We start from the raw sequence: 26,016 nt of genomic DNA, 5'->3' as shown, positions 1-26,016 counted from the left end.
CATCCTCCCCGGCATGCCCGAAGCAGCGGGCGGGTCCGGCGACGATTGGGGCGGCGTTGCCGAAGCAGGCACGGCCGACGATGCGCTCTATCTCGAGATCGAGGGCTGGGAAGGCCCGCTCGACTTGCTGCTCGATCTCGCGCGGCGCCAGAAGGTCGACTTGCGCGGGATTTCGATCCTGGAGCTGGTCGATCAGTACCTGACCTATATCGAGCAGGCCGAGGCCCTCCGGCTCGAGCTGGCGGCCGATTATTTGGTAATGGCCGCCTGGCTCGCCTATCTCAAATCCTCGCTCCTGCTCCCGCGCGACGAGCAGGAGGATCCGAGCCCCGAAGAACTGGCGATGCGCCTGCAATTGCGACTGCAGCGGCTCGGTGCCATGCGCGAAGCGGCGGCGCGGCTGATGGGCCGCAACCGGCTGGGGCGCGACGTTTTCCGGCGCGGCGCGCCCGAGGGTCTGCGCGTCGACAAGCGGAACCGCTGGCAATGCGAATGGTTCGACCTCGTGCGCGCTTATGGCGAAGTAAAGATACGCACCGAGCCCGTCGTCCACATGGTCCGCGAGCGCGCGGTGATGACGCTCGAAAGCGCCTTGCAGCGCGTGTCCTCGATGCTGGGCGTTGCGCTCGACTGGATGGAACTGCGCGATTTCCTCCCGCAACGCCGCGATGGCGATTGGAGCGATCCGCAGCTGCGCAAGTCGGCGCTGGCCTCCAGCTTCGTCGCCGCTCTGGAGCTGGCGCGCACCGGCAGGGCCGAGCTGGCGCAGGAAGAGATTTTCGGGCCGCTCCTGCTCAAGGCAGTGAAATCGTGAGCGAGGACGCCACAGCCGAGGCCACTGAAATACTCGACGATCTCGTACGCGCGGTGGAAGCGACGCTGTTCGCCGCCGAAGCGCCGATGACGGCCGATCAGATCTCGACCCACCTTGGCCAAGCCAGCGTTACCCCGGCGCTGCGGACGCTGGAGGCGCATTACGCGCAGCGCGGCATCCACCTCGTCGAGCGCGGCCGCCGCTGGCATTTCGAGACCGCGCCGGATCTCGCCCACTTGCTGCGGCGGGAGAAGGAAGAAGTCCGCCGGCTCTCGCGCGCCGCCACCGAAGTGCTGGCGATCGTCGCCTATCACGAACCCGTCAGCCGCGCCGAGATTGAAGCGATCCGCGGCGTGCAGACTGCCAAAGGCACGCTGGACGTACTGATGGAAGCGGGCTGGGTGCGCGTTGCCGGGCGGCGCGAAGTGCCCGGTCGACCGGTCATCTACGCGACCACTCCCGATTTCCTGGCGCATTTCGGCCTTGCCACGCTGAAGGACCTTCCCGGCATCGACGAGTTGCGGGCCGCCGGCTTGCTCGATCCGGTCGACGACGACATGCTCGAGGCGGCAATGGCGAAGGATGCCGAAGCCGGAGACGAAGTCGAAGGCGAGGGCGAGGGCGAGGGCGAGGGTGCCGAGTCAGAGGACCGGCAAATCGAGTGACTCGCAACTGACACCTGGATCGCTTATATCGCGCGCACCGAAGCTATCGGAAAAAGGCTTTTTGCAATGAATATCGGACCTTGGCAGCTGCTGATCGTCGCCCTAGTGATTCTCGTGCTTTTCGGGCGCGGTCGGATTTCCGAGATGATGGGCGATTTCGGCAAGGGCATCAAAAGCTTCAAGCAGGGCATGACCGAGGAAGAAAAATCCTCCACCACGCAGGCTCAGATCCCGCAGCAGACGGTCGATCCGCAGCCCGTCAGCGAGACCAAGAGCACGACCAGCTCGAACTGAGCGCCGCAGCCTTAGGAAGGGCGGGGCCTTTTCATGTTCGACATCGGCGCGACGGAACTGCTGCTGATCGTGATCGTGGCGGTGGTGGTGATCGGTCCCAAGGACCTGCCGCTGGCCATGCGCACGGCAGGCCGCTGGATCGGCAAGATGCGCAAGATCTCCGGGCACTTTCGCGCCGGCATCGACGCCATGGTGCGCGAAGCCGAGATGGAGGACATGGAGAAGAAGTGGCGTGCCCAGAACGAAGCGATCATGAAGGCGCATCCCACGCTGCCTGACAGCGAGGAAATGCAGCCGATCGCGTCTGCGGAAGGTGCCGCGCTGCCGGTGGAAGCGTCGCTTCCCGACAAATCCTCGGCTTCCGACTCTCCCGCGGCCGAAAGCGCGGAAAAGACCGCCGCTCCCGCCGTGGCCGATCCCGGTCCGCTGGGCTACGGAGCGCTCCCGGACGCGCCGGCCGAATCCGAGTCCGAAGTCGAACCGCAGCTTCCGCTTTCGCGATAGACCGGCCATGGCGTTCCGCATCAGCGACATCGACGATAGCCAGGCACCGCTGCTCGATCACTTGATCGAGCTGCGCAACCGGCTGCTGCGGTGCGTGCTCGCGCTTGGTCTCGCCTTCGCGGTCTGCCTCTATTTCGCGGACGACATCTTCGGCCTGCTTGTGCGCCCGCTGACCGAGGCGTTCCCGCCGGGGCAGGGGCGGCTGGTTTTCACCAAGCTTTACGAGCAGTTCTTCGTCAACGTGAAGGTGGCGCTGTTCGCCGCGTTCATGATCGCGTTCCCGATCATTGCCAATCAGCTATGGGCCTTCATCGCCCCCGGGCTCTACGCGAAGGAAAAGAAGGCGTTTCTGCCGTTCCTGATCGCGACACCGGTGCTGTTCATCATGGGCGCCAGCCTGGCTTACTTCGTGGTGATGCCGACTGCGTTCCGCTGGTTCCTCGGCTTCGAGGGCACGGCCGGAGGAATGCAGCTCGAAGCCTTGCCGTCGACGGGCGATTACCTGTCGCTGGTGATGCAGTTCATTCTGGCCTTCGGAGTCAGCTTTCTGCTGCCGGTGCTGCTGCTGCTGCTCAACCGCGCAGGTATCGTCCAGCGCACGCAGTTGGTGGCGGCGCGGCGCTACGTCGTCGTCGGGATTTTCGCGGTCGCCGCGATCATCACTCCGCCGGACGTCGTCTCGCAGATCATGCTGGCCGCGCCGCTGCTCCTCCTGTTCGAAGGCTCGCTGGGACTGATGTGGTTCACCGAGCGGCGCGAAGCGCGCGAAAAGGCCGCAGCCGAAGCTGCTGAGGCCGCCGCGGCCGAATAGAGCGGCGTCAGCGGCTGGCGGGTGCGCCCGTCGGCGCGGTGCTGCCATCAGCCTTCCAAGCCCGCACCCCGTTGATCCAGGTCTCCGTCACTTTCGTCTCGCGCAGCTGTGCGGGGCTTGCGGTCGTCGGATCGCGATCGATGAACAAAAAGTCGGCCCGCAGGCCCTTGGCGAGCCGGCCCAGCTGGTCCTCGGCGAACATCGCGTAGGCCGCGCCGCTGGTATAGGCGGAGAACGCCTCGGCGAAGGTCAACCGCTCCTGCGGCTGCCAGCCACCCGGCGGTTGATCGTCCACGCCTTGCCGCGATGTCGCGACCGCCAAGCCGAGGAATGGCTTGGCCGGTTCGACCGGCACGTCCGAGCCGAACGCCAGCGTCGCCCCCGCGTTCTGCAGGGACTTCCAGGCATAGGCGCCCGTCAGCCGGTTCGGCCCCAGGCGCTGTTCGGCCATGATCCGGTCCGAAGCTTCATGCTGAGGCTGCATCGAGGCGATCACGCCATGCTCGCCGAAGCGCGCGATATCGGCGGGGGCGACGATCTGGGCGTGTTCGATGCGCCAGCGCCGATCGCCCTTGTAGGTGTTCGACAGCTCGTCGATCGCCGACAGGACGGTCGAATTCGCTTTGTCGCCGATCGCGTGGACCGCGACCTGGAACTTGTCGATCGCGGCGCGGCTCATCAGGTTGCCGAGCTGCGTTTCGGTCATCATCGGCAGGCCGGTGCTGCCCGGCGCATCCGCATAGGGCTGCTTGAGCCATGCGCCGCGCGATCCCAGCGCACCGTCGAGCCATAGCTTTACGCCCGCCAGCTTCAGCCGGCCATCGTAGAGCCACGGTGTGGGTCCCGGACCGGCGATCAGGACCATGTCGTCGACCCCGCCCGCATAGGACGCAATGCGCATCCGCAAATTGCCGAGGTCGCCCGCCCGGCGAAAGGTCTGCCAGTCTTCGATGGTCGTGCCCATGTCGGCGACCGCGGTGACGCCGTTCTCCAGGAACACGAGCTGCGCCTTGGCGAAAGCGGTGTCGCGGTCGGAGGGACGGGGCGCCGGGAGCTTGGCTTCGATCAGTGCCTTGGCGTTGTCCACCAGCATGCCCGCGGGGTCCTGCGATCCGGGCAAGCGGATGATCTGCCCTCCCGCCGGGTCCCTGGTCGCCGCCGTGATGCCGGCGGCTGCGAGCGCTGCGGTGTTGGCCCAGCCGCCATGGCCGTCGACCCGCTCAAGGAACGCGGGGCGGCCACCGGTTGCGGTGTCGAGTTCGGCGGCAGTAGGAAAGCGGTCCATCCCCCAAGTGACCTGGTTCCATCCGGAGCCAAGGATCCAAGGTAACTCGGGATTGGCGGCGGCATAGGCCGCGATGCGCGCGAGCGCCTCGTCGAGCGACGTCGTCATCGACAGATCGAGCGTCATCCTGGCAAAGCCGGTCGCCATCACGTGCCCATGCGCATCGATCATGCCGGGGACCATGACGCGGCCTGCGCCGTCGAGTTTGTAGGCCACGCGCTCGGGCCGCTTGTCGTTTGCGGCGTAGACGTCGGCAATGCGGCCGTCCTCGCCGATCAGCAGCGCCTCGAAGCGCTCGACGCCGCCCTTGCCGTCAGGCGTAAGGCCCGAGACGTTCTCGATCAGCGTGCCCGTGGGCGGCGGCAGGTCCTTTTTCTTGCGCGCCTCGGCGGGCTGGGCGACGAAGACGAGACCCGCGGCAATCGCTAGTGCCGGGGCCAGCGCATGTCTGTATTTCACTGCGATCCCTTCTTGGGCAAGCGCTTGATGATCGCGCTCGTATCGAGGCGGCCGCCGCCCATGTGCTGAATCTCGGCGAAGAATTGGTCGATCAGTGCCGCGACCGGCAGCGACAGGCCGTGGCTGCGCCCTTCGTCGAGCGCGAGGCCAAGGTCCTTGCGCATCCAGTCGACCGCGAAGCCGAAGTCGAAGCGGTCCTCGTCCATCGAGGTCCAGCGATTGTCCATCTGCCACGACTGCGCCGCACCGCCCGAGATCGCCTCGTAGACCGCATTCATGTCGAGCCGCTCGGCCTGTGCGAAACGCACTGCCTCGGCCAGCGCGGCGACGTTGCCGGCGATGCAGATCTGGCAGGCCATCTTCGCCATCTGCCCCGAGCCCGATTTGCCGACATGGACGATCTTGCGCGAGTAGGCCTCCATCACCGGACGCGCCGCTTCGATCGCCTTGGCGCGACCGCCGCACATCAGCGTGAGCGTGCCGTTCTGCGCACCGATCTGCGATCCCGTCATCGGCGCATCGACGCACTGGATCTTGAGATCGCGCGCTTCCACGGTGATCTGGCGCGCGATCCGCGCCGAAACGGTGGTGTGATCGACGAACACTCCGCCCGGCTTCATCGTGCGGAACACGCCGGTGGGACCGAGGACGACGTCGGCCAGATCATCGTCGTTGCCGACGCAGGTGAAGACGAATTCGGCGTTCTCGGCAGCATCGGCAGGCGTCGGCGCGACCGACGCGGCGAGACCGGGGTTGGCCGCCGTCCACGCCTCGGCGCGATCCGGCGAGCGGTTGTAGATCACCAGCTCATGGCCGGCCTGGCCGATGTGGCGGGCAATCTCGCTGCCCATCACGCCGAGCCCGATGAAGGATACCTTGCGTCGTTCGCTCATCCGGCAAGCCTCTACCCGATTCTGCGCACCTGCATACAGGGCGCCGCTGCACTTTTCATCCTGTGCGCTTTCCTTTAGGCGCTCACCTCCATGGACCAGCCTATACTCACACCGCAAGCGCCTGGCACCAAGCCCGCGTTCACCGCCCAGATGGTGCGGGATGCTGCGGCGCGAATTAGCGGGCTCGTCGTGCGCACGCCGACGCTGTATTCGCAGACGCTGAGTGCGATCACCGGTGCCGAGGTCTGGCTCAAGTTCGAAAACCTTCAGTTCACGGCTTCTTACAAGGAACGCGGCGCGCTCAACGCGCTGCTGCTGATGCCCGAGGAGAAAAAGGCGCGCGGCGTGATCGCGGCTTCGGCCGGCAACCATTCGCAGGGACTGTCCTATCACGGCCGGCGTCTCGGCATCCCGGTGACGATCGTCATGCCGCGCACGACGCCGACGGTGAAGATCATGCAGACCGAGAGCGTCGGCGGCAACGTCGTGCTCGAGGGCGAAAATTTCGACGAGGCAGCGGCGCATGCGCGCACGCTGGAAAAGGAACTCGATCTTACCTTCGTCCACCCGTTCGACGATCCGAATATCGCTGCGGGACAAGGCACGGTGGCGCTCGAAATGCTCGAGGATGTGCCCGAACTGGAAACGCTGGTGCTGCCGATCGGCGGCGGCGGACTGGCGACGGGGATGGGCACGATCGCGCGTGACATCAAGCCCGACATCCGCCTGATCGGCGTGGAAGCGCAGCTCTACCCCTCGATGCACAACTTGCTGAAAGGCACGCAGCTTCCGGTCGGTGGGGATAGCCTGGCCGAAGGCATCGCGGTCGTGCAGCCCGGGCATTTCACTTCCGCCGTGCTGCGCGGCTTGCTCGACGAAATGCTGCTGGTTAGCGAGCCCGAAATCGAGAGCGCCCTGGCCTTGCTGCTGCAGATCGAGAAGACCGTGGTCGAGGGCGCCGGAGCGACTGGTCTTGCCGCGATCCGGGCGAACCGCGCGATGTTCGCCGGGCGCAAGGTCGGCATCACGCTCGGCGGGGGTAACATTGATACGCGATTGCTGGCGAACGTGCTGCTGCGCGACCTGGCTCGTCAGGGGCGCCTTGCGCGGCTCAAGATCGGTCTGCAGGATCGCGCCGGCGCGCTCTACAAGGTCGCGGCGGTGTTCCACGAGCACAACGTGAACATCATCGAGGTCTTCCACCACCGCATCTTCACCAACCTTCCGGCGAAGGGCCTGCTGACCGAAATCGAGTGCGAAGCGCGCGATCGGGAGCAGCTCGAAGCGCTGATCGCGGCGCTGCGGCGCGAAGGCTACACGGTGACGCAAGCCGAAGCCGGATAAGGCGAAACGGCGTCGCGCCCGGCTGACCAGGGCGCAACGCAAATCGTGCAGGCCGCGTGCAACGTGCGGCCGCGCCGGACGTTCTGGGATCCATGGATTTTTCTGGACTTACAGCCGTCGTCACCGGCGGCGCCTCGGGCATCGGCAAAGCTTGCGCGCTGGCGCTCGGCAAGGCGGGCGCGAACGTCGCTCTGACCTCCTATTCGCAGGCTGCGGCGGGCGACGCCGTCGTCGCCGCGATCGAGGCGGGGGGCGGCAAGGCCCTCGCGCTGCAGACCGATGTCGGCAGGGAAAGCGATGTCGACGCGCTCTTCGATGCGGCCGAGGCCAGATTCGGACGCGTCACCCTGCTGGTCAATTCGGCGGGCCTCAACATGAGCGGCACGCTGCTTCAGGACATGCCGCTTGCCAAGTTCGATGCCGTGCTGCGGACCGACCTTTATGGCCCGTTCCTCACGTGCCGGCGCCTGGTGCGCGCATTGCCCGAGGATGGTGCCGGCGCGCGCATCGTCAACATCTCCTCGATCCACGAGAAGGCGCCGCGGCCGGGCGCGGTCGATTACGACAGCGCCAAGGGCGGCCTCTCGCAGCTCACCGCAACGCTCGCGCTCGAACTGGCGCCGCGGCAGATTGCGGTGAACGGCGTGGCGCCCGGCATGATCCTGACGCCGATGAACCAGTCCGCGCTCGACAATCCCGACGAACGGCGCCGCAAGGAAGCGGCCATTCCCTGGCGTCGCGCAGGTACGCCCGAGGAAGTCGCGACGCTCGTGCTGTTCCTGCTTTCGCAGCAAGCCGCTTATATCACCGGAACCACTGTCACGATCGACGGCGCCTTGTCGCTCACCGTGGCGCAGGGTGCCTGACGCCGTGGCGAGCCGATCCATCGCTTATGTGGTGGAGGAACTGCAGGATGTGGTGCTCGACGTCTCGCGCGACGATGGGCTCTTTTCCGGCCACGACCTGATGAGCCCCTACGTCTGGCGCGAAGGCGACACGCTGCGGATGCTGGTGCGCGTGCTGCGCAATCCGCTCGGGTCCCAGGATCCGACCGGCGTGATCTATGCGGGCAGGTCCAGCGACGGCGTGAACTTCACCATGGACCCGGACCCCGCGATCACGCCGGGTCCCGACTTCTTCGATGCCGGCGGTGTCGAAGACCCGACGGTCGTGACCGCGCCCGATGGCACGGTCTATGTCTTCTACACCGGGGTCGACGGCAACCGCGCGCAGGGATCGCTGCGGCTGGCGCAAGGCCCTTCGCTGCAGCAGCTGACCAAAAGCGCGGTCGTGCTCAAGGCGCCGGAGGGGGAGGGCAATATCAAGGAAGCGACGCTCGCACGCGGCGCGGACGGTCGCTGGCGTCTCTTCTACGAATACGCGAAGGACGATGCCTCGCGGATCGGACTGGCGGTGGCGGACAGCATCGAGGGCCCGTGGCACCCGGTCGCGGATCCGTTCACCGTCCGGCCCGCCTCGTGGGACGCTTTTCACTTGTCGACCGGCCCCATCGTGTCCGACGATCCCGAGAGACCGGTCATGTTCTACAACGGCGCCACGGCCGATGCCCGCTGGCGGATCGGGTGGATTGCGTTCGATGCCAATTTCGAACGCGTGATCGATCGCGGGGTGGAGCCGATGCTGGTGCCCCCGCCGCCCCAGCAGCGGTCGGGAACCGATATCGCCTTTGCCGCCTCATGCCTCGTCGAGAATGAGTGTATCTGGCTATACTATTCGATCGAGGACCGTGTCCTGCGGCGAGCGGCCGTTAGGCATCTCAGCTGATTGCGCCCCAAGACGGGACAGGAGACGCTCAGCCTGGGCCGTTCCGTGCAATTTTGCGAACCGGCTGATTTTTAATTTGGTTAAAGTCCTTTCAACGCCTCGCTTCGATGGGCATAATCGTCTCGTTCCATTGGCAATCCCTGAAGCAGAAAAGGAAGAGGCGCGTTCGTGACGGCACCGGTACGCTTTCCACGCTTTTTCGTGACCAGTCCGGCCCCGTGCCCTTATCTTCCTGGTAAAAGCGAACGCAAGGTCTTCACCGAGTTGAAGGGGCCGCATGCGGACTCGCTCAACGATGCGCTGGGCCGGATCGGCTTTCGCCGCAGCCAGACCGTGGCCTATCGCCCCTCGTGCCTCGATTGTTCGGCCTGTGTCTCGGTGCGCGTCGCGGCTCATGACTTCGCGCCGTCCTCGGCGCAAAAGCGCAATCTCAAGCGCAATTCCGACCTGATCGCGACGATCTGCCGCCCCTGGTCGACCAATGAGCAGTTCGAGCTGCTGCAAAGCTATCTTTCGATCCGCCATCCTGACGGCGGCATGACCAGCATGGACGAAGTCGATTTCGCCGACATGGTCGAGCACACGCCTGTCACCAGCTACGTCATCGAATATCGCGAACCCTCGGCCGATGGCGTGACTCCGGGCAAGCTTGTCGGCGCCTGCCTGACCGACCGTCAGGGTGACGGGCTGTCGATGATCTACAGCTTCTACGATCCGCATCACGAAACGCGTTCGGGGCTCGGCAACTACATCATTCTCGATCACATCCGCCGCGCAAGCGAGAGCGGACTGCCGTTCGTCTACCTCGGCTACTGGGTCAAAGGCGCGGCGCGCATGGCCTACAAGGTGCGCTACCGCCCGCTGGAACGTCTCTCGCGCAATGGCTGGGAACGCATGTCCGAAACCGAGCAGAGCGCGTTGATTGCCGCTGCCACGGCCAAGCAGCCCAAGCCTGAACCCGTCGCGGAAGGCGCCTTCAAGGATGGTGCCAAGGCCATCACCGAAAAGTTCCGCCTTCCAGAATAGTCTTGCGGCGCCCTTCGTGGGCGCAACCGCATCAGACCTTTTTGAGCACCGTATCGAGCGGAATGGCCACGCTGTTGTTCCCGGCAATGGCTTCGCCATCGATGCGGGCGGTCTGGCCGTCTTCCGATTTGACGACGATGGCATCGCCCGCCCGGCTGAACACGAGGTCGCTTCCCGAAATCGTGCGCAAAGTCACGGCCTTGTCGGAACTGGAATCGATCGCGGAACCGATGTCCTTGGGAGTCACGTATCCGGGCAGGATGTGCGCCTTGAGCAGCGCGGCCAGCGCGGCCGCGTCTTCGCCCGAGGTCAGTGCCTTGCGCGCCTCGCCGAGTTGCGCGAAGGCATCATCGTCGGGCGCCAGCAGCGTGTAACTGCCGGGCGATTCGAACACCTGATCGATCCCGGTTTCCTTGAGAGCTTCGGCCACCGTCTGCATCCCGTCGGTATCGTCGAGCGCCGCGGCGACCGAGGCCTTGGCAGGCGCGACGATCGCCGTGTCGTCCTTCTCCGGCTCACCGGAGCATGCCGTCAGGGCCAGCGGGATCGCGGCCATGATGACCAGTTGCAGGCGAGCGCGCATCCTATTGTTCCTTACGTGAGCAGTTCGATCGCGGCCTGAACCAGGCGGGTGGTCGGGTCAATCTGGTAAATGTAACCGTCGCTGTAGCGGTACGAGGTCTCGGGCGTATCATAGTAGCGGTCGCGATAGCGGTACGGCACGTTGTAGATGTCGTAACCCGCCGGCATCGGTTCACCAATGGTGATGTCCTCGCCGGTCAGCAGCGCGACGACCGCGGTAATCGCCTCCGTCTTCGGGTCCACGCTGTAGATGGCATCGTCGTAATACCGGTAGCTGTCAGGGCGGCCGAGATCGTAATAGTCGACGTAATAGGACGGCAGATTGACCGGCTGGTAGGCACCGGGCCAAGCCTGCCCGACGGCCAGCGCGCCGCCGAGCAGCGGCAGGTAGTCGACGATGCGATTGTCGGAATAGCGGACCATGTAGCCATCGCGGTAGCTCCAGGACGGCTCCAGATTCCTGCCGTACCAGCGCGGTTCGTCCCAGGCGCGGACCGCGCTACGATCGAGGCCGGGCGGCGTGCAGCCGTTGTTCTTCTTCGCGAGACCCGGCGGGCAGCCCCGGTAGAACCTGTCGCTACCGTCGAGCGTCGCCCAGCGAAAGTCCCGACGGGTCGTGATGACGGAGTCCTTGTCTTGGGCCAATGACCGCAGCTTGTCGCCCTTGGTGGTGAACTCCGTCCGCTCGACCGACCGCCCCTTGATGACTCGCTGCATATTGCCGGCGGAGCCTTGGGCGTCGATTTTGCGCTCTTGCTTGCGCACCTGGCCCGGTGCGACCTTCACCTCGACCTTGCGGGGCGGCGCAGATTTGCGTTGCGGCTCGGCGCGTTCGACGATCCGCGCGGCCGGCCCGTTCGCACGGGCTTCGCCCTTGGCGCGAGACGGCGAATTGCCATTGCCATTGCCATTGCCATTGCCGGAATGGCTTTTGGCTGGCTTGGCGGAGTGGGCTTCGTTTTTGGCGCCGTTGCCATTTCCGCCACCATTGCCTTTGCCTTGGCCGCCGGGATCGGCTGCCGCGATGCTACCCATGAGCGCGATCGCAGCAGCGCCGGCTACGAGGATGGAACGCATGCTCGTGTCTCCTTTATCGCAGTGTGAAACGAGGCACGGGGGCAGGCGTTCCCGTCGGATCAACCCAGCGCTCCGGCAAGCTCCGGCTTTGCGCGGGGCGCTGATAAACGAAAAGGCGTCCGGATCGCTCCGGACGCCCCCTCGGTGATCGTATAGCCACCCTTGCGGATGGCCCCGCCGATCAGGCGGAGTAGTACATGTCGAATTCGCAGGCCGCCGGGGTCGTTTCCCAGCGCAGCACTTCGGGCCACTTCAGTTCGAGGTAAGCCTCGATCTGGTCTTCGGTGAAGACGCCGCCCTCGACGAGGAAGGCATGGTCGGCCGCGAGCGATTCCAGCGCCTCACGCAGCGAGCCGCAGACGGTCGGAACTTCGGCGAGCTCTGCCGGCGGCAGGTCGTAGAGGTTCTTGTCCATGGCTTCGCCCGGGTGGATCTTGTTCTTGATCCCGTCGAGGCCGGCCATCAGCAGCGCCGCGTAGCACAGGTACGGATTGGCCATCGCGTCCGGGAAGCGGAACTCGACGCGCTTCGACTTGGTGCCCGAACCGTAGGGGATGCGGCACGAGGCCGAACGGTTGCGCGCCGAATAGGCGAGCAGCACGGGCGCTTCGTAACCCGGCACCAGGCGCTTGTAGCTGTTGGTGGTCGGGTTGGTGAAGGCGTTCAGCGCCTTGGCATGCTTGATGACGCCGCCGACGAAGTACAGGCAGTTGTCGGAGAGGCCGGCGTAGCCGTTACCCGCGAAGGTATTGTCGCCGCCGTCCCAAATCGAGATGTGGGTGTGCATGCCCGAACCGTTGTCGGTCATGATCGGCTTGGGCATGAACGTCGCCGTCTTGCCGTAGGCCTGCGCCACCATCATCACGACGTACTTGTAGATCTGCATGCGATCGGCCGTGGTGACGAGCGTGCCGAAAGTGAGGCCGAGTTCGTGCTGCGCGGCGGCCACTTCGTGGTGGTGCTTGTCGCAGGGCAGACCCATTTCGAGCATCGTGGCGACCATTTCGCCGCGAATGTCCATGCAGCTATCGACCGGCGCGACGGGAAAGTAGCCGCCCTTGGCGCGCGGACGGTGGCCGAGGTTGCCGGTGTCGTATTCCTTGTCGGAATTGCCGGGCAGCTCGATGTCGTCGATCTTGAAGCCGTTGCCGGCGTAGCCGTCGTAGAATTTCACGTCGTCGAACATGAAAAATTCGGCCTCGGGCCCGACGTAGACGGTGTCGCCGAAGCCGGCCGCCTTGACGAAGGACTCGGCGCGCTTGGCAGTCGAACGCGGGTCACGCGCATAGAGATCGCCGCTCGAGGGCTCGACGATGTCGCAGAACAGGATCATCATCGGCGTGGCGGAGAACGGATCGATGTAGATCGCGTCGAGATCGGGCTTGAGGATCATGTCCGATTCGTTGATCGCCTTCCAGCCCTCGATCGAGGAACCGTCGAACATCAGACCGTCTTCGAGTTCGTCCTCGCCGAGAACGCTCGAAACCATTGTCAGGTGCTGCCACTTACCCTTGGGATCGGTGAAGCGCAGGTCGACCCATTCGATCTCCTCATCCTTGATCCGCTTGAGGATGTCCTTTGCACTCGCCATTGTGGTGGTTCTCCGTGTTGGCTCTTCCGACCGACGAAAGAGGTCAGGGGTGGTAGGGCAGTCTCGTCGGCGTACCGGCCCCCCTGCCGGTGTGCGACGATCCGCCGGCCGGGGCCGGCTTAAGCTTGAATCAGGTGCTCAACGTCGCGCGCTCACAGCGCTGCGTCGTCGCGCTCGCCGGTGCGGATCCGCACGGCGCCTTCGACGGGCATGACGAAGATCTTGCCGTCGCCGATGCGCCCCGTCTGCGCCGCTTCCGCGATCGCTTCGACGACCCGTTCGGCCAAAGCATCGGATACGACGACCTCGAGCTTCACCTTGGGCAGGAAATCGACGACGTATTCGGCACCGCGATAGAGCTCGGTATGGCCCTTCTGCCGACCAAACCCCTTCGCCTCCGTCACGGTGATGCCCGATACGCCGACTTCGTGCAGTGCTTCCTTCACTTCGTCGAGCTTGAAGGGCTTGATGATGGCCTCGATCTTTTTCACGCTGTCAATCTATCCCTCTGCACGCTTGGATCGCACGCCTTAGCCGTGTCGTACCGGTGCCGAACGTACGGCTTCCTTCAAGAATCGTGCCATCGTTTGGTGAGTAAGGGATAGGGCATGTGTGCACTTGCGAAAAGGCCCCAATTGCAAGATTCGCCACCGAAAGGGGTTCTTTTCGGACATTCTGCATGGGCGAAGGGCGCTATCGCTGGTCAATTCTTAAGCACCGCTCGCCCGTTTTTTAGGCAGTTAGCCCAAGTTAGCTGACGAGGCCGCTGGTGTGCCGTCTGACCCGAATTTGCGAGTCCGGCAGCGGCGCCATCACATCCGCCGGCTACGCCCGCAAAGCTTGCGGAATTACAAAAAAGGGCGCGCCATCTGCGGCGCGCCCTTTCCTGGTATCTCAAGCTTACCGATCCGCCTGACAGACATCGGTCTGCCCTCGCAAGGTCGGTGGGCAATCGGGTTTATGCGGCTTCCTTCTGCCGCTTGGCCTTCTTGCGATCGTTCGGGTCGAGGATCGCCTTGCGCAGCCGGATCGACTTGGGCGTCACTTCGACCATCTCGTCGTCGTCGATGTAGGCAATCGCCTGCTCGAGCGTCATCACGCGCGGCGGCGTGAGGCGGATCGCGTCGTCCTTGCCGGTCGAACGGAAGTTCGTGAGCTGCTTGGACTTCATCGGATTGACTTCGAGATCGTCGGGCTTGGCGTTCTCGCCGATGATCATGCCTTCGTAGAGCGGCTCGCCCGCGCGCACGAACAGCACGCCGCGCTCTTCGAGCGGGCCGAGCGCGTAGGCCACGGCCTCGCCCGCGCCGTTCGAGATCAGCACGCCGTTCTTGCGGCCCTCGATCTTGCCCTTGTGGGGGCCATACTTCTCGAACAGGCGGTTCATGATGCCGGTGCCGCGCGTGTCGGAGAGGAATTCGCCGTGGTAGCCGATCAGGCCGCGCGACGGGGCCGAGAAGGTGATCCGGGTCTTGCCGCCGCCCGAGGGACGCATGTCCGTCATCTCGCCCTTGCGGATGGCCATCTTCTCCACGACCGTGCCCGAATACTCGTCGTCGACGTCGATCACGACGGTCTCATACGGCTCGGTGGTCTTGCCGTTGTCGTCCTGGAGGAACAGCACGCGCGGGCGGCTGATGCCGAGCTCGAACCCCTCGCGGCGCATCGTTTCGATCACCACGCCGAGCTGCAGTTCGCCGCGGCCGGCGACTTCGAAGCTGTCCTTGTCGGCGCTTTCGGTGACGCGGATGGCGACGTTCGATTCGGCCTCACGCTCCAGCCGGTCCCGGATCATGCGGCTGGTGACCTTCGATCCCTCGCGCCCGGCCATCGGCGAATCGTTGACCGCGAAGCGCATCGACAGCGTCGGCGGGTCGATCGGCTGGGCATGAAGCGGTTCGCTCACGCTGGGATCGGCGATCGTGTTCGAAACCGTCGCGGTGGTCATGCCGGCGATCGAGATGATGTCGCCGGCCTTCGCCACGTCGACCGGAACCCGATCGAGTCCGTGGAACGCGAGCAGCTTGGACGCGCGGCCGGTCTCCACGACGTTGCCGTCGTTATCGAGCGCGCGGATCGGATCGTTGACGCGGACCGTGCCCGACTGGACCTTGCCGGTCAGGATGCGGCCGAGGAAGTTGTCGCGATCGAGCAGCGTGACGAGGAACTTGAACGGTCCGTCGACATCGGCTTCGGGCGCGGGAACGTGCTCGACGATCTTCTCGAACAGCGGCGTGAGGTCGCCTTCGCGCGCGTCCGGGTCTTCACTGGCATAGCCGTTGCGGCCCGAGGCATAAAGCGTCGGAAAGTCGAGCTGGTCGTCGTCGGCCTCGAGGCTGACGAACAGGTCGAACACTTCGTCGAGCACCTCGGAGTGGCGGCCGTCGGGCCGGTCGATCTTGTTGACCACCACGATCGGACGCAGGCCGAGGCCCAGCGCCTTGCCGGTGACGAACTTGGTCTGCGGCATCGCGCCTTCGGAACTGTCGACCAGCAGGATGACGCCATCGACCATCGACAGGATGCGCTCCACCTCGGCGCCGAAGTCGGCGTGGCCGGGGGTATCGACGATGTTGATGCGATAGCCGTTCCACTCGATCGAGGTCGGCTTGGCGAGAATGGTGATCCCGCGTTCTTTCTCGAGATCGTTCGAATCCATCGCCCGCTCTTCGACGCGCTGATTGTCGCGGAAAGTGCCGGACTGGCGGAAGAGCTGATCGACGAGCGTGGTCTTGCCGTGGTCGACGTGCGCGATAATCGCAATGTTGCGCAGGGGAAGCGGGGCGGACATGCAAAAGGGCCTATGCGTTCGAGGAAGCGGAGCGGAGCACTTCGCTGCGCCGCACAATCGGCGGGCCCTTAGCCGATCTGCCGCAAAGGTACAAGCGAGGGCGGATCGCACAGATCGGGCGTGGCGAAGATCACAAGGAAATCGTCTTGGGCCGATTGCGCTTCGGCGTATGATGCCGACACCTCGATCCGGAGGCCAGACAGAGGGAAAAACCATGCTCGATTACATGCTCATGCCATTCAGACGTTACGCAGACTTCAGCGGCCGTTCGCGGCGGATGGAATACTGGTCGTTCGCTTTGCTGAACTTCATCGTGATATGTGTTTTGATGTTTCTGATGTTCGGCCTGGGCGGCGCGAGCGGTGCTCTTTCCAGTCTGGAGACCGGAAACCCGTCGGCGATCTTCGGATCGTTCGCGGGCGGCTTCGGCCTGTTGTTTGGGATCTACTGGCTTGCCGTGCTTATTCCTTCGATCGCGGTGACGGTGCGCCGGCTTCACGATCGCGACTTGAGCGGCTGGTGGTATGGCGGGCTGATCATTGCCAGCTTCATCCCCTTCGTGAACCTGCTCGCCGGCATCGGCGGCATCGTCCTGTTCGTGTTCCTGTTGTTGCCCGGCACCCCCGGCCCGAACCGCTACGGACCGGACCCGAAGGACTTGGGCGCGGCCCAAGCGTTCGCTTGACGCCATCGCGGCCCGCAAGGGATCCGATCGAATGCTCCCGGGACCACTTGCTCCGGGAGCATTTGCGTGCTTGCTGTACGGCGGATCGCGATAGGGGAACGAGTTCGCATGCAGCCTTATGGGGGTTTTTGGCTTCGTTTCGTGGCCTACGTCATCGATGCCATCATCCTGAACGTGGCGCTTTCGGCCCTCATCTCGGTGATGGGGATGGGGATCATGCTCCCCTGGGCAGGCAATCCCGACTTGGCGATGGCCTACGGCTTCAGCATGATGTTCGGCTACCTCGCGGTGACGCAAATCGGCAGCTGGCTCTATTTCGCGCTGTTGGAATGCTCGGGCATGCAGGGTACGCTCGGCAAGAAGGCGTTGGGCATGGTGGTGACCGATGTCGATGGCGAGCGGATCGGCTTCGGACGTGCGACGGGCCGGTATTTCGCCAAGATCCTGTCCGCCCTGATCCTGGGGATCGGATTTTTCATGATCGGCTGGAATCAGCGCAAACAAGGTTTGCACGACATGCTCGCAAGCACGCTGGTCTACAAGGCCGGCGCGATGACCACCCCGACGAGCGCGTCGGTCTTCGAATGACCCGGATGAAAGTCAGGACTTAGCGCGTCGGCGTCGCTCCTGCGGATGAAAACCGGGCGGAACTCGGCTCGGCAGCGCGGGAACGGCGTCCGGATCACAATTCGCGCAGCGCCCGCGCCGGCCGCACGCGCAACAGCGGTAGCGATCCGCCCAGCGCGAAGCCGAGCACCAGCACGATCGCCGCGCCGAGTACGGTGAGGATCGCCCCCCAGCCCGGCATCCAGTCGAACTCGAACAGCTGGACGATCACCGCCCAGGCCATCGCGCAGCCCAGCACCAGCGCCACGCCCGAAAGCACGAGCGCGACGAAGCCGTATTCGGCGAGCTGGATGAGCAGCAACTGCTTTCGGCTCGCTCCCAAGACGCGCAAAATGGTGTTATCGTAGGCTCGCGCCGCGCGCGTTGCGGCGATGGCGCCCACCAGCACCGCGATGCCCGCCAGCACCGCCACCGAGGCCGCCGCCATGATCGCCGCCGACATCTGGCCAAGCAAGCCGCGCGCTTCCTCCAGGATGCCGCCGGTCTCGATCACCGAACTCGACGGAAAGGCGCGCACCAGATCGCGCAGCAGCGTGGGGCTGGTGGTTCCGGCGGGCAGGTCGATGGTGGCAGCCAGATTGTGCGGCGCGTCCTCCAGCGCGTTGGGCGAGAACACCAGCACGAAGTTGAAGCCCAGCGAATCCCAGTCCACCCGCCGCAAGGCCGCGATCCGCGCCGAGCGTTCGACGCCAAGCACGCCGATGGTCAGCATGTCGCCGACTTTCAGGCCGACGGCATCGGCAAAATCCTCGTCGATCGAGACCAGCGGCTCGCCGGTATAATTTTTCGGCCACCACTTACCGGCGGTCACGACGTTCCCTTCGGGCACCGCGTCGGTGTAGGTCAGCCCGCGCTCGCCGGTGAGCGGCCAGCCGCCTTCGGGGATCTGCTCAAGATCGGCGGTGCGCGTCATCGCGCCTTTGGGGCCGAAGGCGAGGATCCGTCCGCGCAGGCTCGGCACGAGGCGCAAGTCCGCGTCGGGCGCCAGCCGCGTGACGGTGCGGCGGAACTCTGCGGCGCGGTCCTTGGGCACATCGAGCACGAAGTAATCGGGCGCGCGATCGGGCACGCGGGCGCGGATATTGCCTTCGAGGCTGGTCTGCACCGCCGCGATCAGGACGAAAGCCGAAATGCCGAAGCCGAGCGCGGTGACGAGGCCTCCCGTGCGCGCGCCGGGCCGCGACAGGTTTGCGAGGCCCGCGCGCAGCAACGGGTTCGCGGGCCGGGGCAAGCGCATTGCCAGGATGCGGATCAGCCAGCCGAGACCGGCCAGCAGCAACAGCATGGCGGCGGCGCCCGCCAGGAACATGGCAGTGACCAGCGGTTGCGCGGCGTTGGCCATCGCCAGCGCGACGATCGCGGCAAGGCCGATCCCGACCGGCAGTGCCAGCGCTCTCCACGAAGTCGACAAGGGCGAAACGCGCGCACGCATGAGCGCCATCGCCGGGAAGCTGCGCGCGCGCACCAGCGCCGGCGCGGCGAAGACGAGAGCGACCAGCAAGCCGTACGCGGCGGCGGTGCCAAGCGCCGTCGGCGAGACGGTGAACCCGGTATCGACCGGCAGCAACGATCCTAGGGCTTGTGCCAGCAGCGGCGTTACCAGCACGCCCGCGGTCAGCCCGGCCAGACTGCCTGCGAGGGCGGCGGCGGCGATTTGCAGCAGATAGATGCGCGCGATGTCGCCGCTGGTAGCCCCCAGGACCTTGAGCGTGGCGATGCTGCCCCGCCGCGCCTCGAGATAGGAGGAGACGCCGCCACCGATACCGATCCCGGCGATGACCAGCGCAGCGAGGCCGACGAGGACGAGAAATTCGCCCATCCGCTCGACGAAGCGTTCGGTGCTGGGCGCGGCGTTGTCGCGCGTGCGGTATTCGAAGCCTGCGTCGGGGAAGCGCTGCTCCAGCGAATCGGCGATCTCCTGCGGGTCTTTCGCTCCGGATAGCTTCACCCGCGTCTTGGTGCGATACATCGCACCGGGTGCTGTGAGGCCCGCGCTGCGCGGCATGTCGATGCCGACGATGGCGATGTCGCCAAGGCTGAAGCCTTCGCCGAGCAGTTCGGGCTCGCGCGCGATGATCCCGCCGACACGCAGGCGTTCCCCGCCCACGGTCACGGCCGCTCCTGGCGCCACGTCGAGCCGCGCGGCGGTGCCTTCGGACAAGTAGATCGCGCCATCGGGCGGAGCGCGCACGCGGCGCCCGTCCTTAAGCAGCAAATCGCCGTAGAGCGGCCACCGCGCGTCCACCGCCTTTAGCGCGACCGGCGCGGTGAAATCGCCGTTTTGCGCGATTGCCTGCAACCGCAAGCCGTCCGACACTTCGCCATAAGCGGCAAGCGCCTGCATCTCCTCCTGTGACAGACCGCGCTGCCACACGCGCACTTCGAGGTCACCGCCCAGAATCTCGCGCCCGCGCCCGGTCAATTCGCGCTCGATCGAGCCGGTCAGCGTCCCCGTTGCGGCGATCGCCCCGACGCCCAGAAACAGGCAGACGAGCAGGAGCCGAAGGCCCTTGAAGCGCGCCGACAGATCGCGCCGGGCAATGGTCCAGGCGGTGCGCCAGGGTAGGCGGGACGTCATGTGGCTTACGCCTCCACCCTTTCAGAGGCGGTCCCCGCCCGGTCGCTCGCGATCAGCCCGTCGGCCAGCGTCACCACGCGCTCGCAGCGTTCGGCCAGCGCCACGTCGTGCGTAATGATGACGAGCGTCGCGCCGGTCTCGGCGCGGCGGTCGAACAGCACGTCGATGATCGTCTCGCCCGTCGTGGCGTCGAGATTGCCGGTGGGTTCGTCGGCGAAGATCAGCGGCGGGCGCGGGGCGAGGGCGCGGGCAATGGCGACACGCTGCTGCTCGCCGCCCGAAAGCTGCGCTGGATAATGATCGAGACGATGGCTCAGGCCGACCGCCTCGAGCTCGGCTTCGGCCAGGCGGCGCGCATCGGGGTTGCCGCTGAGTTCGAGCGGGGTCGCCACGTTCTCGATCGCGGTCATCGTCGGCAGGAGGTGAAAGGCCTGCAGGACGATGCCGATCCTGCCGCGCCGGGCGTGGGCCAGCGCATCCTCGTCGAGCGCGGCGAAATCGGAGCCGGCGACGTGCAGCGAGCCCGAACTGGCGCGCTCGAGCCCGGTCAGCACCGCCATCAGCGAGCTCTTGCCGGACCCGGAGGGCCCCAGCAACGCCAGCGTCTGACCCTGTGGCACGACGAGGTCGATCCCGCGCAGGATTTCCACCGCGCCGCGCCCCTCGCCAAGGGTCAGGCGCAAGTCACTGGCAGTGATAGCGGGGGGCGAACCGTGGTCAGTCGTCGTCACGCGCCCCATATGGGGGCGGTAACCCCGCGTGGGCAAGGAGACCAAGGTGCCGAAATTCCCCCGTCATGCGCTCGCCGGAGCGGCCAGCGTCGCGCTCGCGGCTTGCGGACAGGACCCCGCACCCGTGCCGCAGGATACGGGCGCGGCCACCGCGCCCGATGCGCCGATGCCGGTGGCCGGGCCCGAGCGGCACATCCTCGCCTTCGGCGATTCACTGCTGGCGGGTTATGGTCTGGCCGATGGGGAGGGCTATCCCGCCAGGCTGGAAACCGCCTTGCGCGCGCGCGGGATCAACGCGCGGATGGCGGATGCGGCGGTTTCGGGTGACACCACGGCGGCCGCGCTGCAGCGGCTCGCGTTCGCGCTCGACAGCCAGACAGTGAAACCGGAACTCGCGATCGTCAGCCTTGGCGGCAACGACATGTTGCGCGGTCTGCCGCCCGCCGAAGCGCGCGAAAATTTGGGCAAGATCCTGGCGACGTTCCGCGACCGTCAGATCAAGGTGCTGCTGCTGGGCATGCTGGCCGCGCCCAATCTCGGCAAGGATTACGCCAAGAACTTCAACGCGATCTATCCGACTCTGGCGCGAGAATACGACGCCGATCTGGTGCCGTTCTTCCTGCAGCCGGTGCTGGGCAAGCCCGACTTGATGCAGGACGATCGCGTCCACCCTACGCGTCTCGGCATAGAGCAGATGGTCGCCGCGACGGTGGACGACGTGGAAGAAGCACTGCCGCCCGTGAAGGATCAGGCGGGCGCGTAGCTCACCGTATCACCGACCTCCACGCGCAGCAGTCCGGCGGCCTCGGCGTCCAGCGTCACGCCGCCGTCCACCTCCCGCAGATCGCCCAGCGCGGCGCGGAAATCGGCCAGGCGGCCGCACGATACGAGATGATCGCCGCCCGAGGCTTCTTCGCTGATGGCCACGACTTTCGCGTCCTTCGCCTCGGTGATCGTGCGGATCTGGTCGGTCTGCGCGATCATTGAGGGGCCGCCGTCGAAGATGTCGATATAACCCGCGAAGTTGAACCCTTCGGCCTCGAGCATGCGCATCGCCGGGCGGCCCGAATAATGCGGCTGGCCCATGACCTGCCGCGCGCCTTCTGAGAGAAGCGCGGTGTAGATCGGGTGCTTCGGCATCAGGTCGGCAATGAACTGGTTGCCATGCCTGCCGTTGAATTCGTCGGCATCGCGAAAGCTCATGTCGAAGAAACGGCCCGCGAGCCCATCCCAGAACGGCGAGTTGCCGGCATCGTCGATCGCGCCGCGCAGTTCGGCCAGCGTGCGGTCGGCAAAGCGGGCCCGGTGGGCGCGGATGAACAAGTAGCGGCTGCGCGCCAGCAGCTTGCCGATCCCCGCCGAGCGTTCGTTGGCATCGAGGTACAGCCCGCCGACTTCGCTCGAACCGTCGAGATCGGTGGTGAGGGTCAGCATCTCGGCGCGGAAGGTACGGTCGAGCTCCTTGGAATGCTGAGTGATCCGGCCGATGCGATAGGAATAGAACGGCAGCTCGGTGCCGACTTGCGACATGATCTGGCACGTGCCCGCGACTTTGCGAGTCGCCGTATTTTCCAGAATGAAGACGAACAGATCGTCGTTCAGGGTATCGTCGGGCCGCGCGAAAGCGCTCGCGGCACGTTCCAGCTTGGCCTTCAGCGTCGGTTTGTCTGGTGGCAGGTTGGTAAAGCCGCCGCCAGTGCCCTTAGCCATGCGGTAGAGCGCATCGAGATCGGTTTCGCGGGCCGTCCGCAGCAGGAAGGTCATGTCCGCGCCTCTTGGGTGTCGAGCCCATGGCGGTCGAGCCGATGCAGCGTCAGCGCAGTCAGGCGTGCTCGCGCATCGAGCGAAGAGGCCAGCATGAACTCGTCGGGCGAATGGATCGCGCCGCCGCAAGCGCCCATCGTGTCGATCACCGGGACGTCGCACGCCGCGATGTTGTTGCCATCGCACACGCCGCCGGTGTCCTTCCAGCTCATCGCATCGCCCAGGTCGGCCGCGGCCTTGCGGACGAGCGCGAAGAGCCGCTCGGTCGGCTCCCCCACCGGCTTTGGCGGACGCGCGAAACCGCCGTGGAGTTGAACGCCTACGTCGTGACTGGCGGCGACTTCGGCGACGGCGTCGTCGATGATCGACTGCCCCGCCGCGAGATCGTCGGGACCGCGCGGGCGCATGTTGAAGTGCAGCACGGCCATGTCGGGCACCGTGTTGTTGGGCCCACCGCCCTCGATCTTCGCGGGATTGATGCTCAGTCCATCGCGCCGCGCCGCGTGCAGCCGCTGCGCCAGATCGGACGCCGCGACGATGGCGTTGCGCCCATCCTCGGGATTGCGCCCGGCATGCGCGGACTTGCCGGTGACGACCGCGGCGAAATTGCCCGAGCCGGGTCGCGCGCGCGCCATGATGCCGCCGGGCAGCGCGGGCTCGTAGGTCAGCGCCGCCAGCTTGCCTCGCGCCAGCTCGGCGATCAGGGCCGAGGACGAGAGCGAGCCCGTTTCCTCGTCGGCGTTGATCATCACGTCGTAGCCGAGCGTCGGGTTCGAGCGCTCGTAAGCGGCGAGCCCCGCCAGCATCAGCGAAAGCCCGCCTTTCATGTCGGCGGTGCCGGGGCCGTTCAGCGTATCGTCGTCAAGCCATTCGCAAGCCTGGAAGGGATGGTCCGCCGCATAGACGGTGTCCATGTGCCCGGTCAGGATCACGCGGCGCGTCGCCTCGGGACGGACCGACAGCACGAAATGGCGTCCGTGCTCGACGGCATAAGGCTGGCCGCCGGCGTCGACTTTCTCGACCTCGGCCGGTTCGACCAGGCGGATATCGCCGGGCAGCTCGGCAAAGGCCTGCGCCAGCATGTCCGCCATCGCGGCGACCCCGGCAATGTTGCCGGTGCCCGAATTGATGGCCGCCCATTCCAGCGTCCGCGTCAGGATCGGCTCGCGCTCGACAGTTTCGAGGAAGGCGTTTTCTTCGCTGGTAACACTCATGCCTTGAGCATAGCCGCGATGGCGCCTGAATTGCCATCCGCGTTGGCCGCCTCGAAGCTCGCGACGGGATAGGCGCAATAATCGGCGGCGTAATAGGCGCTGGGGCGGTGGTTGCCGCTTTCGCCCAGCCCACCGAACGGCATCGATCCTGCCGCGCCCGTTGTCGGACGATTGCGATTGACCACGCCCGCCCGGCTTTCGAGCACGAAGCGATCCCACAGCGCGTCATCGGCGCTGACGAGCCCGGCGGAAAGGCCGAAGCGCGTGGCATTGGCGCTGGCGACGGCGGCATCGAAATCGGCGACGCGGCTGACTTGGACGACGGGCGCGAAAATCTCCTCATCCGGAACGTCGATCCCGGTTACGTCGAGCACTGTGGGGCGGACGAAGGCGGGGCTCATGCAGTCGAGAATCTTGAACTCGCGGGTCGGTTTCGCGCCGCGTGCCACGAGATCGTCCACACGCGCCTTGGCCGAAGCGGCGGCGGCGTCGGAGATCAGCGGGCCGATGTAGGGCTGGGGCTCATCGTCCCACTTGCCGATGACGATCCGCCGGGCGAGCGCGTCGATCGCGTCGGTGAGATCGCGCCCCCACACCGTGTCGGGCACGATCAGCCGCCGCGCGCACGAACAGCGCTGTCCGGTGGTGACGAAGCTCGATTGCACGACGATCGAAGCCGTCTCCTCGACATCGCCGTCCCACGCGATCAGCGGGTTGTTGCCGCCGAGTTCGAGCGCGAGGATCACTTCCGGCCGATCGGCGAAGATGCGGCGGAAGTGCGCGCCGGCGCCCGCAGAGCCGGTAAACAACAGCCCGTCGATCTCGCCCGCGACGAGCGCTTCGCCGGTTTCGCGTGCACCTTGGACGAGGTTGAACACGCCGTCCGGCAATCCCGCCTCGGCCCAGCATTCGGCCATCGCCGCGCCGGTCGCGGGAGTCATTTCCGAAGGCTTGAAGACCACCGTGTTGCCCGCGAGCAGGGCGGGAACGATGTGGCCATTGGGCAGGTGACCCGGAAAGTTGAACGGGCCCAGCACGGCCATCACGCCATGCGGCCGGTGGCGCAGCACCGCTTCGCCGAACGGCATGTCCTGCCGCCGCTCGCCCGCCCGCTCGGCCTGCGCCTTGATCGAGATGCCGACTTTGCCGATCATCGCGGCGACTTCGGTCAGCGTCTCCCAGCGCGGTTTGCCGGTCTCCCGCGCAATCGTCTCGGCGAGGCGCTCCTTGCGGGCTTCGAGCGCGCCGCGGAACGCTTCGGCATAAGCGACGCGCTCGGCCACGGGGAGGGCACCCCAGGCGGGAAACGCCGCTCGCGCCTTTGCCAGCGCCGCACCGACGGCTTCGGCATTGTCCGCCGCGCCTTCCCAGACGACTTCACCGGTCGCCGGATCGATCGATTGCAAGGTCATGCCTGCTCCCTGGTGACGGCGAAGATGCCGGTGGCGTTGCCGCTGTCGAACGTAAGGTCGAGCGCGCCTTTATCCGCGTCGACGTCGCGGCTGATGAATTCGTAGAATGATCCGGGCACTTCGCGCGTCACGATGCCATCCTCGGTGCGAAATTCTCGGCGCACCTTGTCGGCCAGGAACGCGGTCTGGCGAACGCGCCCATTGCGCGAGATCTCGACCGCCTCCTTCATCGGATAGCCGGCCGCGCGCAGATCTTGCGAAAGCTGTTCGACATCCGGAACGCGGGTCGTCGCGTGGTTGAAATCGTTGCCTTCGGTCGCGATCCAGGCGCCTTCGCGCGAATGTTCGAGCAGCGTCTCGTAATCGGCGAGCGTCGGCACGTCGTGCTGTCGGCCGAAAGCGCGCACCAGATCGCGCAGGATCGTGACGGCGCCGTCGAAGTCGATCTGGCCATCGCGCGCCAGCGCCTCGAGCGCGGTCCACGCATCGTTCCCGATCGGATCGCGCGAGGTGCCGAACACGCGGGCGGCGGCGCCCTGCGCTGCGACCGGAAGCTCGCTCAGATGCAGTTCGCTGACGAAGAACTGGGGGATGGCCTCGGGCATGTCACGATGCACCAGCGCGCGCCCGGTCATTTTCAATGCGGGCAAGGGATAGAGTCCGCCCACCTCGTAGCCGAGCGGCTCGAGAAAGCGGGAGAAGCCCTTGTATCCGGGAACCAGATCGCCGCTATGGCTGTCGACCGTGCGCAGCGCGCCGTGATCCAGCACGATGGCCTCGCCCTTGGCTCGCTGCTCCGCCACGTACCGCGCCGCGGTCGGCACGCGGTCGAGCAAGTCGCAGAACAGTACGGCGTTGAGCGCCATTGCGATCTGGGCGCGATCGATGGATTGCCGGGACCCGCGCGACGCACAAAGGGCGGGCGCCATCTCGAGCGTTTCGAACACGAATTGCGCGCGCTGCTCTCCCGCGGCTGCCTGAAGCAGGCGGAAAAGCGAGGTATCGCGCGAAAGATCGCTGACGGGTGCCTGTGAGGACATTGGATAGGACCGGTTTTGCTGTTGGCTGGGATGCGGCCAATCTA

At 65.9% G+C, this 26,016-nt stretch carries 25 protein-coding genes; 12 read left to right on the top strand and 13 right to left on the bottom strand.

What is annotated here, in order from left to right; genetic code table 11:
* Window positions 1-13: 13 nt before the first annotated feature.
* From GQO94_RS10340 to tatC, 5 genes are all read left to right on the top strand, one after another.
* Window positions 14-814 carry a segregation and condensation protein A gene (locus GQO94_RS10340; protein ID WP_156841243.1) on the top strand — a complete coding sequence of 267 codons (801 nt, stop codon included), beginning with the start codon at window positions 14-16 and terminating at the stop codon, window positions 812-814.
* A gap of 86 nt (window positions 815-900) precedes the next feature.
* Window positions 901-1,479, top strand: a complete 579-nt coding sequence (gene scpB, locus GQO94_RS10335) for an SMC-Scp complex subunit ScpB (RefSeq protein WP_156841241.1) — start codon at window positions 901-903, stop codon at window positions 1,477-1,479.
* A 66-nt stretch (window positions 1,480-1,545) separates the two neighbouring features.
* The gene (locus GQO94_RS10330) at window positions 1,546-1,773 is read left to right on the top strand and encodes a Sec-independent protein translocase subunit TatA (protein ID WP_156841093.1); all 228 of its coding nucleotides are present in this window, start codon (window positions 1,546-1,548) and stop codon (window positions 1,771-1,773) included.
* Window positions 1,774-1,806: 33 nt separating this feature from the next.
* The gene (tatB, locus tag GQO94_RS10325) at window positions 1,807-2,277 is read left to right on the top strand and encodes a Sec-independent protein translocase protein TatB (RefSeq protein WP_156841091.1); all 471 of its coding nucleotides are present in this window, start codon (window positions 1,807-1,809) and stop codon (window positions 2,275-2,277) included.
* Between the two features lie 7 nt (window positions 2,278-2,284).
* Window positions 2,285-3,088, top strand: a complete 804-nt coding sequence (gene tatC / locus GQO94_RS10320; protein ID WP_156841089.1) for a twin-arginine translocase subunit TatC — start codon at window positions 2,285-2,287, stop codon at window positions 3,086-3,088.
* A gap of 7 nt (window positions 3,089-3,095) precedes the next feature.
* Here tatC and GQO94_RS10315 read toward each other — a convergent pair whose 3' ends face one another.
* Together GQO94_RS10315 and GQO94_RS10310 are read right to left on the bottom strand one after the other, a co-directional pair.
* Window positions 3,096-4,838: an amidohydrolase gene (locus GQO94_RS10315; protein ID WP_408636613.1), complete on the bottom strand. Its 1,743-nt coding sequence runs from the start codon at window positions 4,836-4,838 to the stop codon at window positions 3,096-3,098.
* The gene (locus tag GQO94_RS10310; RefSeq protein WP_156841085.1) at window positions 4,829-5,725 is read right to left on the bottom strand and encodes an NAD(P)-dependent oxidoreductase; all 897 of its coding nucleotides are present in this window, start codon (window positions 5,723-5,725) and stop codon (window positions 4,829-4,831) included. Before GQO94_RS10310 ends, GQO94_RS10315 begins: the two co-directional genes overlap by 10 nt.
* A 90-nt stretch (window positions 5,726-5,815) precedes the next feature.
* Here GQO94_RS10310 and GQO94_RS10305 point away from each other — a divergent pair, with 90 nt between their 5' ends.
* The 4 genes from GQO94_RS10305 to GQO94_RS10290 all read left to right on the top strand — a co-directional run bounded on the left by GQO94_RS10305 (window position 5,816) and on the right by GQO94_RS10290 (window position 9,880).
* Complete coding sequence (locus GQO94_RS10305; RefSeq protein ID WP_156841083.1) at window positions 5,816-7,069, top strand: threonine ammonia-lyase; 1,254 nt, start codon at window positions 5,816-5,818, stop codon at window positions 7,067-7,069.
* A gap of 92 nt (window positions 7,070-7,161) precedes the next feature.
* Window positions 7,162-7,935: an SDR family NAD(P)-dependent oxidoreductase gene (locus tag GQO94_RS10300; RefSeq protein WP_156841081.1), complete on the top strand. Its 774-nt coding sequence runs from the start codon at window positions 7,162-7,164 to the stop codon at window positions 7,933-7,935.
* Between the two features lie 4 nt (window positions 7,936-7,939).
* Window positions 7,940-8,854, top strand: coding sequence for a glycoside hydrolase family 130 protein (locus tag GQO94_RS10295; protein ID WP_232332873.1), 915 nt, complete (start codon window positions 7,940-7,942; stop codon window positions 8,852-8,854).
* Window positions 8,855-9,022: 168 nt separating this feature from the next.
* Complete coding sequence (locus GQO94_RS10290) at window positions 9,023-9,880, top strand: arginyltransferase (protein ID WP_156841079.1); 858 nt, start codon at window positions 9,023-9,025, stop codon at window positions 9,878-9,880.
* Between the two features lie 31 nt (window positions 9,881-9,911).
* Here GQO94_RS10290 and GQO94_RS10285 read toward each other — a convergent pair whose 3' ends face one another.
* From GQO94_RS10285 to typA, 5 genes are all read right to left on the bottom strand, one after another.
* On the bottom strand, window positions 9,912-10,463 hold the full coding sequence (locus GQO94_RS10285; protein ID WP_156841077.1) for a fasciclin domain-containing protein: 552 nt from the start codon (window positions 10,461-10,463) through the stop codon (window positions 9,912-9,914).
* A gap of 11 nt (window positions 10,464-10,474) precedes the next feature.
* Window positions 10,475-11,539: a hypothetical protein gene (locus GQO94_RS10280; RefSeq protein WP_156841075.1), complete on the bottom strand. Its 1,065-nt coding sequence runs from the start codon at window positions 11,537-11,539 to the stop codon at window positions 10,475-10,477.
* A 181-nt stretch (window positions 11,540-11,720) separates the two neighbouring features.
* Window positions 11,721-13,130 (bottom strand): type I glutamate--ammonia ligase, encoded by a 1,410-nt coding sequence (gene glnA / locus GQO94_RS10275; RefSeq protein ID WP_156841073.1) that lies wholly within the window; start codon window positions 13,128-13,130, stop codon window positions 11,721-11,723.
* A gap of 152 nt (window positions 13,131-13,282) precedes the next feature.
* Window positions 13,283-13,621 (bottom strand): P-II family nitrogen regulator, encoded by a 339-nt coding sequence (locus GQO94_RS10270; protein ID WP_156841071.1) that lies wholly within the window; start codon window positions 13,619-13,621, stop codon window positions 13,283-13,285.
* A 467-nt stretch (window positions 13,622-14,088) separates the two neighbouring features.
* On the bottom strand, window positions 14,089-15,921 hold the full coding sequence (gene typA, locus GQO94_RS10265; protein WP_156841069.1) for a translational GTPase TypA: 1,833 nt from the start codon (window positions 15,919-15,921) through the stop codon (window positions 14,089-14,091).
* A 214-nt stretch (window positions 15,922-16,135) separates the two neighbouring features.
* Between typA and GQO94_RS10260 the strand changes: the two genes are divergently transcribed.
* Window positions 16,136-16,606: a DUF805 domain-containing protein gene (locus GQO94_RS10260; protein WP_156841067.1), complete on the top strand. Its 471-nt coding sequence runs from the start codon at window positions 16,136-16,138 to the stop codon at window positions 16,604-16,606.
* A 108-nt stretch (window positions 16,607-16,714) separates the two neighbouring features.
* Complete coding sequence (locus GQO94_RS10255; protein ID WP_156841066.1) at window positions 16,715-17,194, top strand: RDD family protein; 480 nt, start codon at window positions 16,715-16,717, stop codon at window positions 17,192-17,194.
* A gap of 94 nt (window positions 17,195-17,288) precedes the next feature.
* Here the strand turns inward: GQO94_RS10255 and GQO94_RS10250 are convergent, their stop codons facing one another.
* Both GQO94_RS10250 and GQO94_RS10245 read right to left on the bottom strand, forming a co-directional pair.
* Entirely contained in the window at window positions 17,289-19,811 is a 2,523-nt protein-coding gene (locus tag GQO94_RS10250; RefSeq protein ID WP_156841065.1) for an ABC transporter permease, read from the bottom strand.
* Window positions 19,812-19,816: 5 nt separating this feature from the next.
* On the bottom strand, window positions 19,817-20,551 hold the full coding sequence (locus GQO94_RS10245; protein ID WP_156841064.1) for an ABC transporter ATP-binding protein: 735 nt from the start codon (window positions 20,549-20,551) through the stop codon (window positions 19,817-19,819).
* Between the two features lie 37 nt (window positions 20,552-20,588).
* Between GQO94_RS10245 and GQO94_RS10240 the strand changes: the two genes are divergently transcribed.
* Entirely contained in the window at window positions 20,589-21,305 is a 717-nt protein-coding gene (locus GQO94_RS10240; protein ID WP_232332871.1) for an arylesterase, read from the top strand.
* On the opposite strand, the gene GQO94_RS10235 is transcribed toward GQO94_RS10240, so the two are convergent.
* The 4 genes from GQO94_RS10235 to GQO94_RS10220 are packed head-to-tail and all read right to left on the bottom strand — an operon-like array spanning window position 21,290 to window position 25,972.
* A complete protein-coding gene (locus GQO94_RS10235) occupies window positions 21,290-22,306 on the bottom strand; it encodes an arginine N-succinyltransferase (protein ID WP_156841063.1) in 1,017 nt (338 codons plus the stop codon). The genes GQO94_RS10240 and GQO94_RS10235 overlap by 16 nt on opposite strands.
* On the bottom strand, window positions 22,303-23,520 hold the full coding sequence (locus GQO94_RS10230; protein ID WP_156841062.1) for a hydrolase: 1,218 nt from the start codon (window positions 23,518-23,520) through the stop codon (window positions 22,303-22,305). Before GQO94_RS10230 ends, GQO94_RS10235 begins: the two co-directional genes overlap by 4 nt.
* Window positions 23,517-24,932: a succinylglutamate-semialdehyde dehydrogenase gene (astD, locus tag GQO94_RS10225; RefSeq protein WP_156841061.1), complete on the bottom strand. Its 1,416-nt coding sequence runs from the start codon at window positions 24,930-24,932 to the stop codon at window positions 23,517-23,519. The genes GQO94_RS10230 and astD overlap by 4 nt, the downstream gene beginning before the upstream one ends.
* Complete coding sequence (locus GQO94_RS10220) at window positions 24,929-25,972, bottom strand: 2-oxoadipate dioxygenase/decarboxylase family protein (RefSeq protein ID WP_156841060.1); 1,044 nt, start codon at window positions 25,970-25,972, stop codon at window positions 24,929-24,931. Before GQO94_RS10220 ends, astD begins: the two co-directional genes overlap by 4 nt.
* Between the last annotated feature and the right edge of the window lie 44 nt (window positions 25,973-26,016).

It is taken from the genome of Novosphingobium aquimarinum, assembly GCF_009746585.1.
Taxonomy (GTDB): Bacteria; Pseudomonadota; Alphaproteobacteria; order Sphingomonadales; family Sphingomonadaceae; genus Novosphingobium; species Novosphingobium aquimarinum.
The sequence above is the reverse complement of the archived record's forward strand: the minus strand, read 5'-3'. Positions and strand labels throughout refer to the sequence as shown.

Excerpts from the sequence above, each read along its gene's own strand:
- scpB (WP_156841241.1), top strand. The coding sequence starts at position 901 with ATGACGGCCGATCAGATCTCGACCCACCTTGGCCAAGCCAGCGTTACC.
- astD (WP_156841061.1), bottom strand. The coding sequence starts at position 24,932 with ATGACCTTGCAATCGATCGATCCGGCGACCGGTGAAGTCGTCTGGGAA.
- GQO94_RS10300 (WP_156841081.1), top strand. The coding sequence starts at position 7,162 with ATGGATTTTTCTGGACTTACAGCCGTCGTCACCGGCGGCGCCTCGGGC.
- GQO94_RS10230 (WP_156841062.1), bottom strand. The coding sequence starts at position 23,520 with ATGAGTGTTACCAGCGAAGAAAACGCCTTCCTCGAAACTGTCGAGCGC.
- GQO94_RS10305 (WP_156841083.1), top strand. The coding sequence starts at position 5,816 with ATGGACCAGCCTATACTCACACCGCAAGCGCCTGGCACCAAGCCCGCG.
- tatC (WP_156841089.1), top strand. The coding sequence starts at position 2,285 with ATGGCGTTCCGCATCAGCGACATCGACGATAGCCAGGCACCGCTGCTC.
- glnA (WP_156841073.1), bottom strand. The coding sequence starts at position 13,130 with ATGGCGAGTGCAAAGGACATCCTCAAGCGGATCAAGGATGAGGAGATC.
- GQO94_RS10330 (WP_156841093.1), top strand. The coding sequence starts at position 1,546 with ATGAATATCGGACCTTGGCAGCTGCTGATCGTCGCCCTAGTGATTCTC.
- GQO94_RS10255 (WP_156841066.1), top strand. The coding sequence starts at position 16,715 with ATGCAGCCTTATGGGGGTTTTTGGCTTCGTTTCGTGGCCTACGTCATC.
- GQO94_RS10250 (WP_156841065.1), bottom strand. The coding sequence starts at position 19,811 with ATGACGTCCCGCCTACCCTGGCGCACCGCCTGGACCATTGCCCGGCGC.
- GQO94_RS10285 (WP_156841077.1), bottom strand. The coding sequence starts at position 10,463 with ATGCGCGCTCGCCTGCAACTGGTCATCATGGCCGCGATCCCGCTGGCC.
- GQO94_RS10220 (WP_156841060.1), bottom strand. The coding sequence starts at position 25,972 with ATGTCCTCACAGGCACCCGTCAGCGATCTTTCGCGCGATACCTCGCTT.
- GQO94_RS10280 (WP_156841075.1), bottom strand. The coding sequence starts at position 11,539 with ATGCGTTCCATCCTCGTAGCCGGCGCTGCTGCGATCGCGCTCATGGGT.
- GQO94_RS10310 (WP_156841085.1), bottom strand. The coding sequence starts at position 5,725 with ATGAGCGAACGACGCAAGGTATCCTTCATCGGGCTCGGCGTGATGGGC.
- typA (WP_156841069.1), bottom strand. The coding sequence starts at position 15,921 with ATGTCCGCCCCGCTTCCCCTGCGCAACATTGCGATTATCGCGCACGTC.
- GQO94_RS10340 (WP_156841243.1), top strand. The coding sequence starts at position 14 with ATGCCCGAAGCAGCGGGCGGGTCCGGCGACGATTGGGGCGGCGTTGCC.
- tatB (WP_156841091.1), top strand. The coding sequence starts at position 1,807 with ATGTTCGACATCGGCGCGACGGAACTGCTGCTGATCGTGATCGTGGCG.
- GQO94_RS10245 (WP_156841064.1), bottom strand. The coding sequence starts at position 20,551 with ATGGGGCGCGTGACGACGACTGACCACGGTTCGCCCCCCGCTATCACT.
- GQO94_RS10260 (WP_156841067.1), top strand. The coding sequence starts at position 16,136 with ATGCTCGATTACATGCTCATGCCATTCAGACGTTACGCAGACTTCAGC.
- GQO94_RS10235 (WP_156841063.1), bottom strand. The coding sequence starts at position 22,306 with ATGACCTTCCTGCTGCGGACGGCCCGCGAAACCGATCTCGATGCGCTC.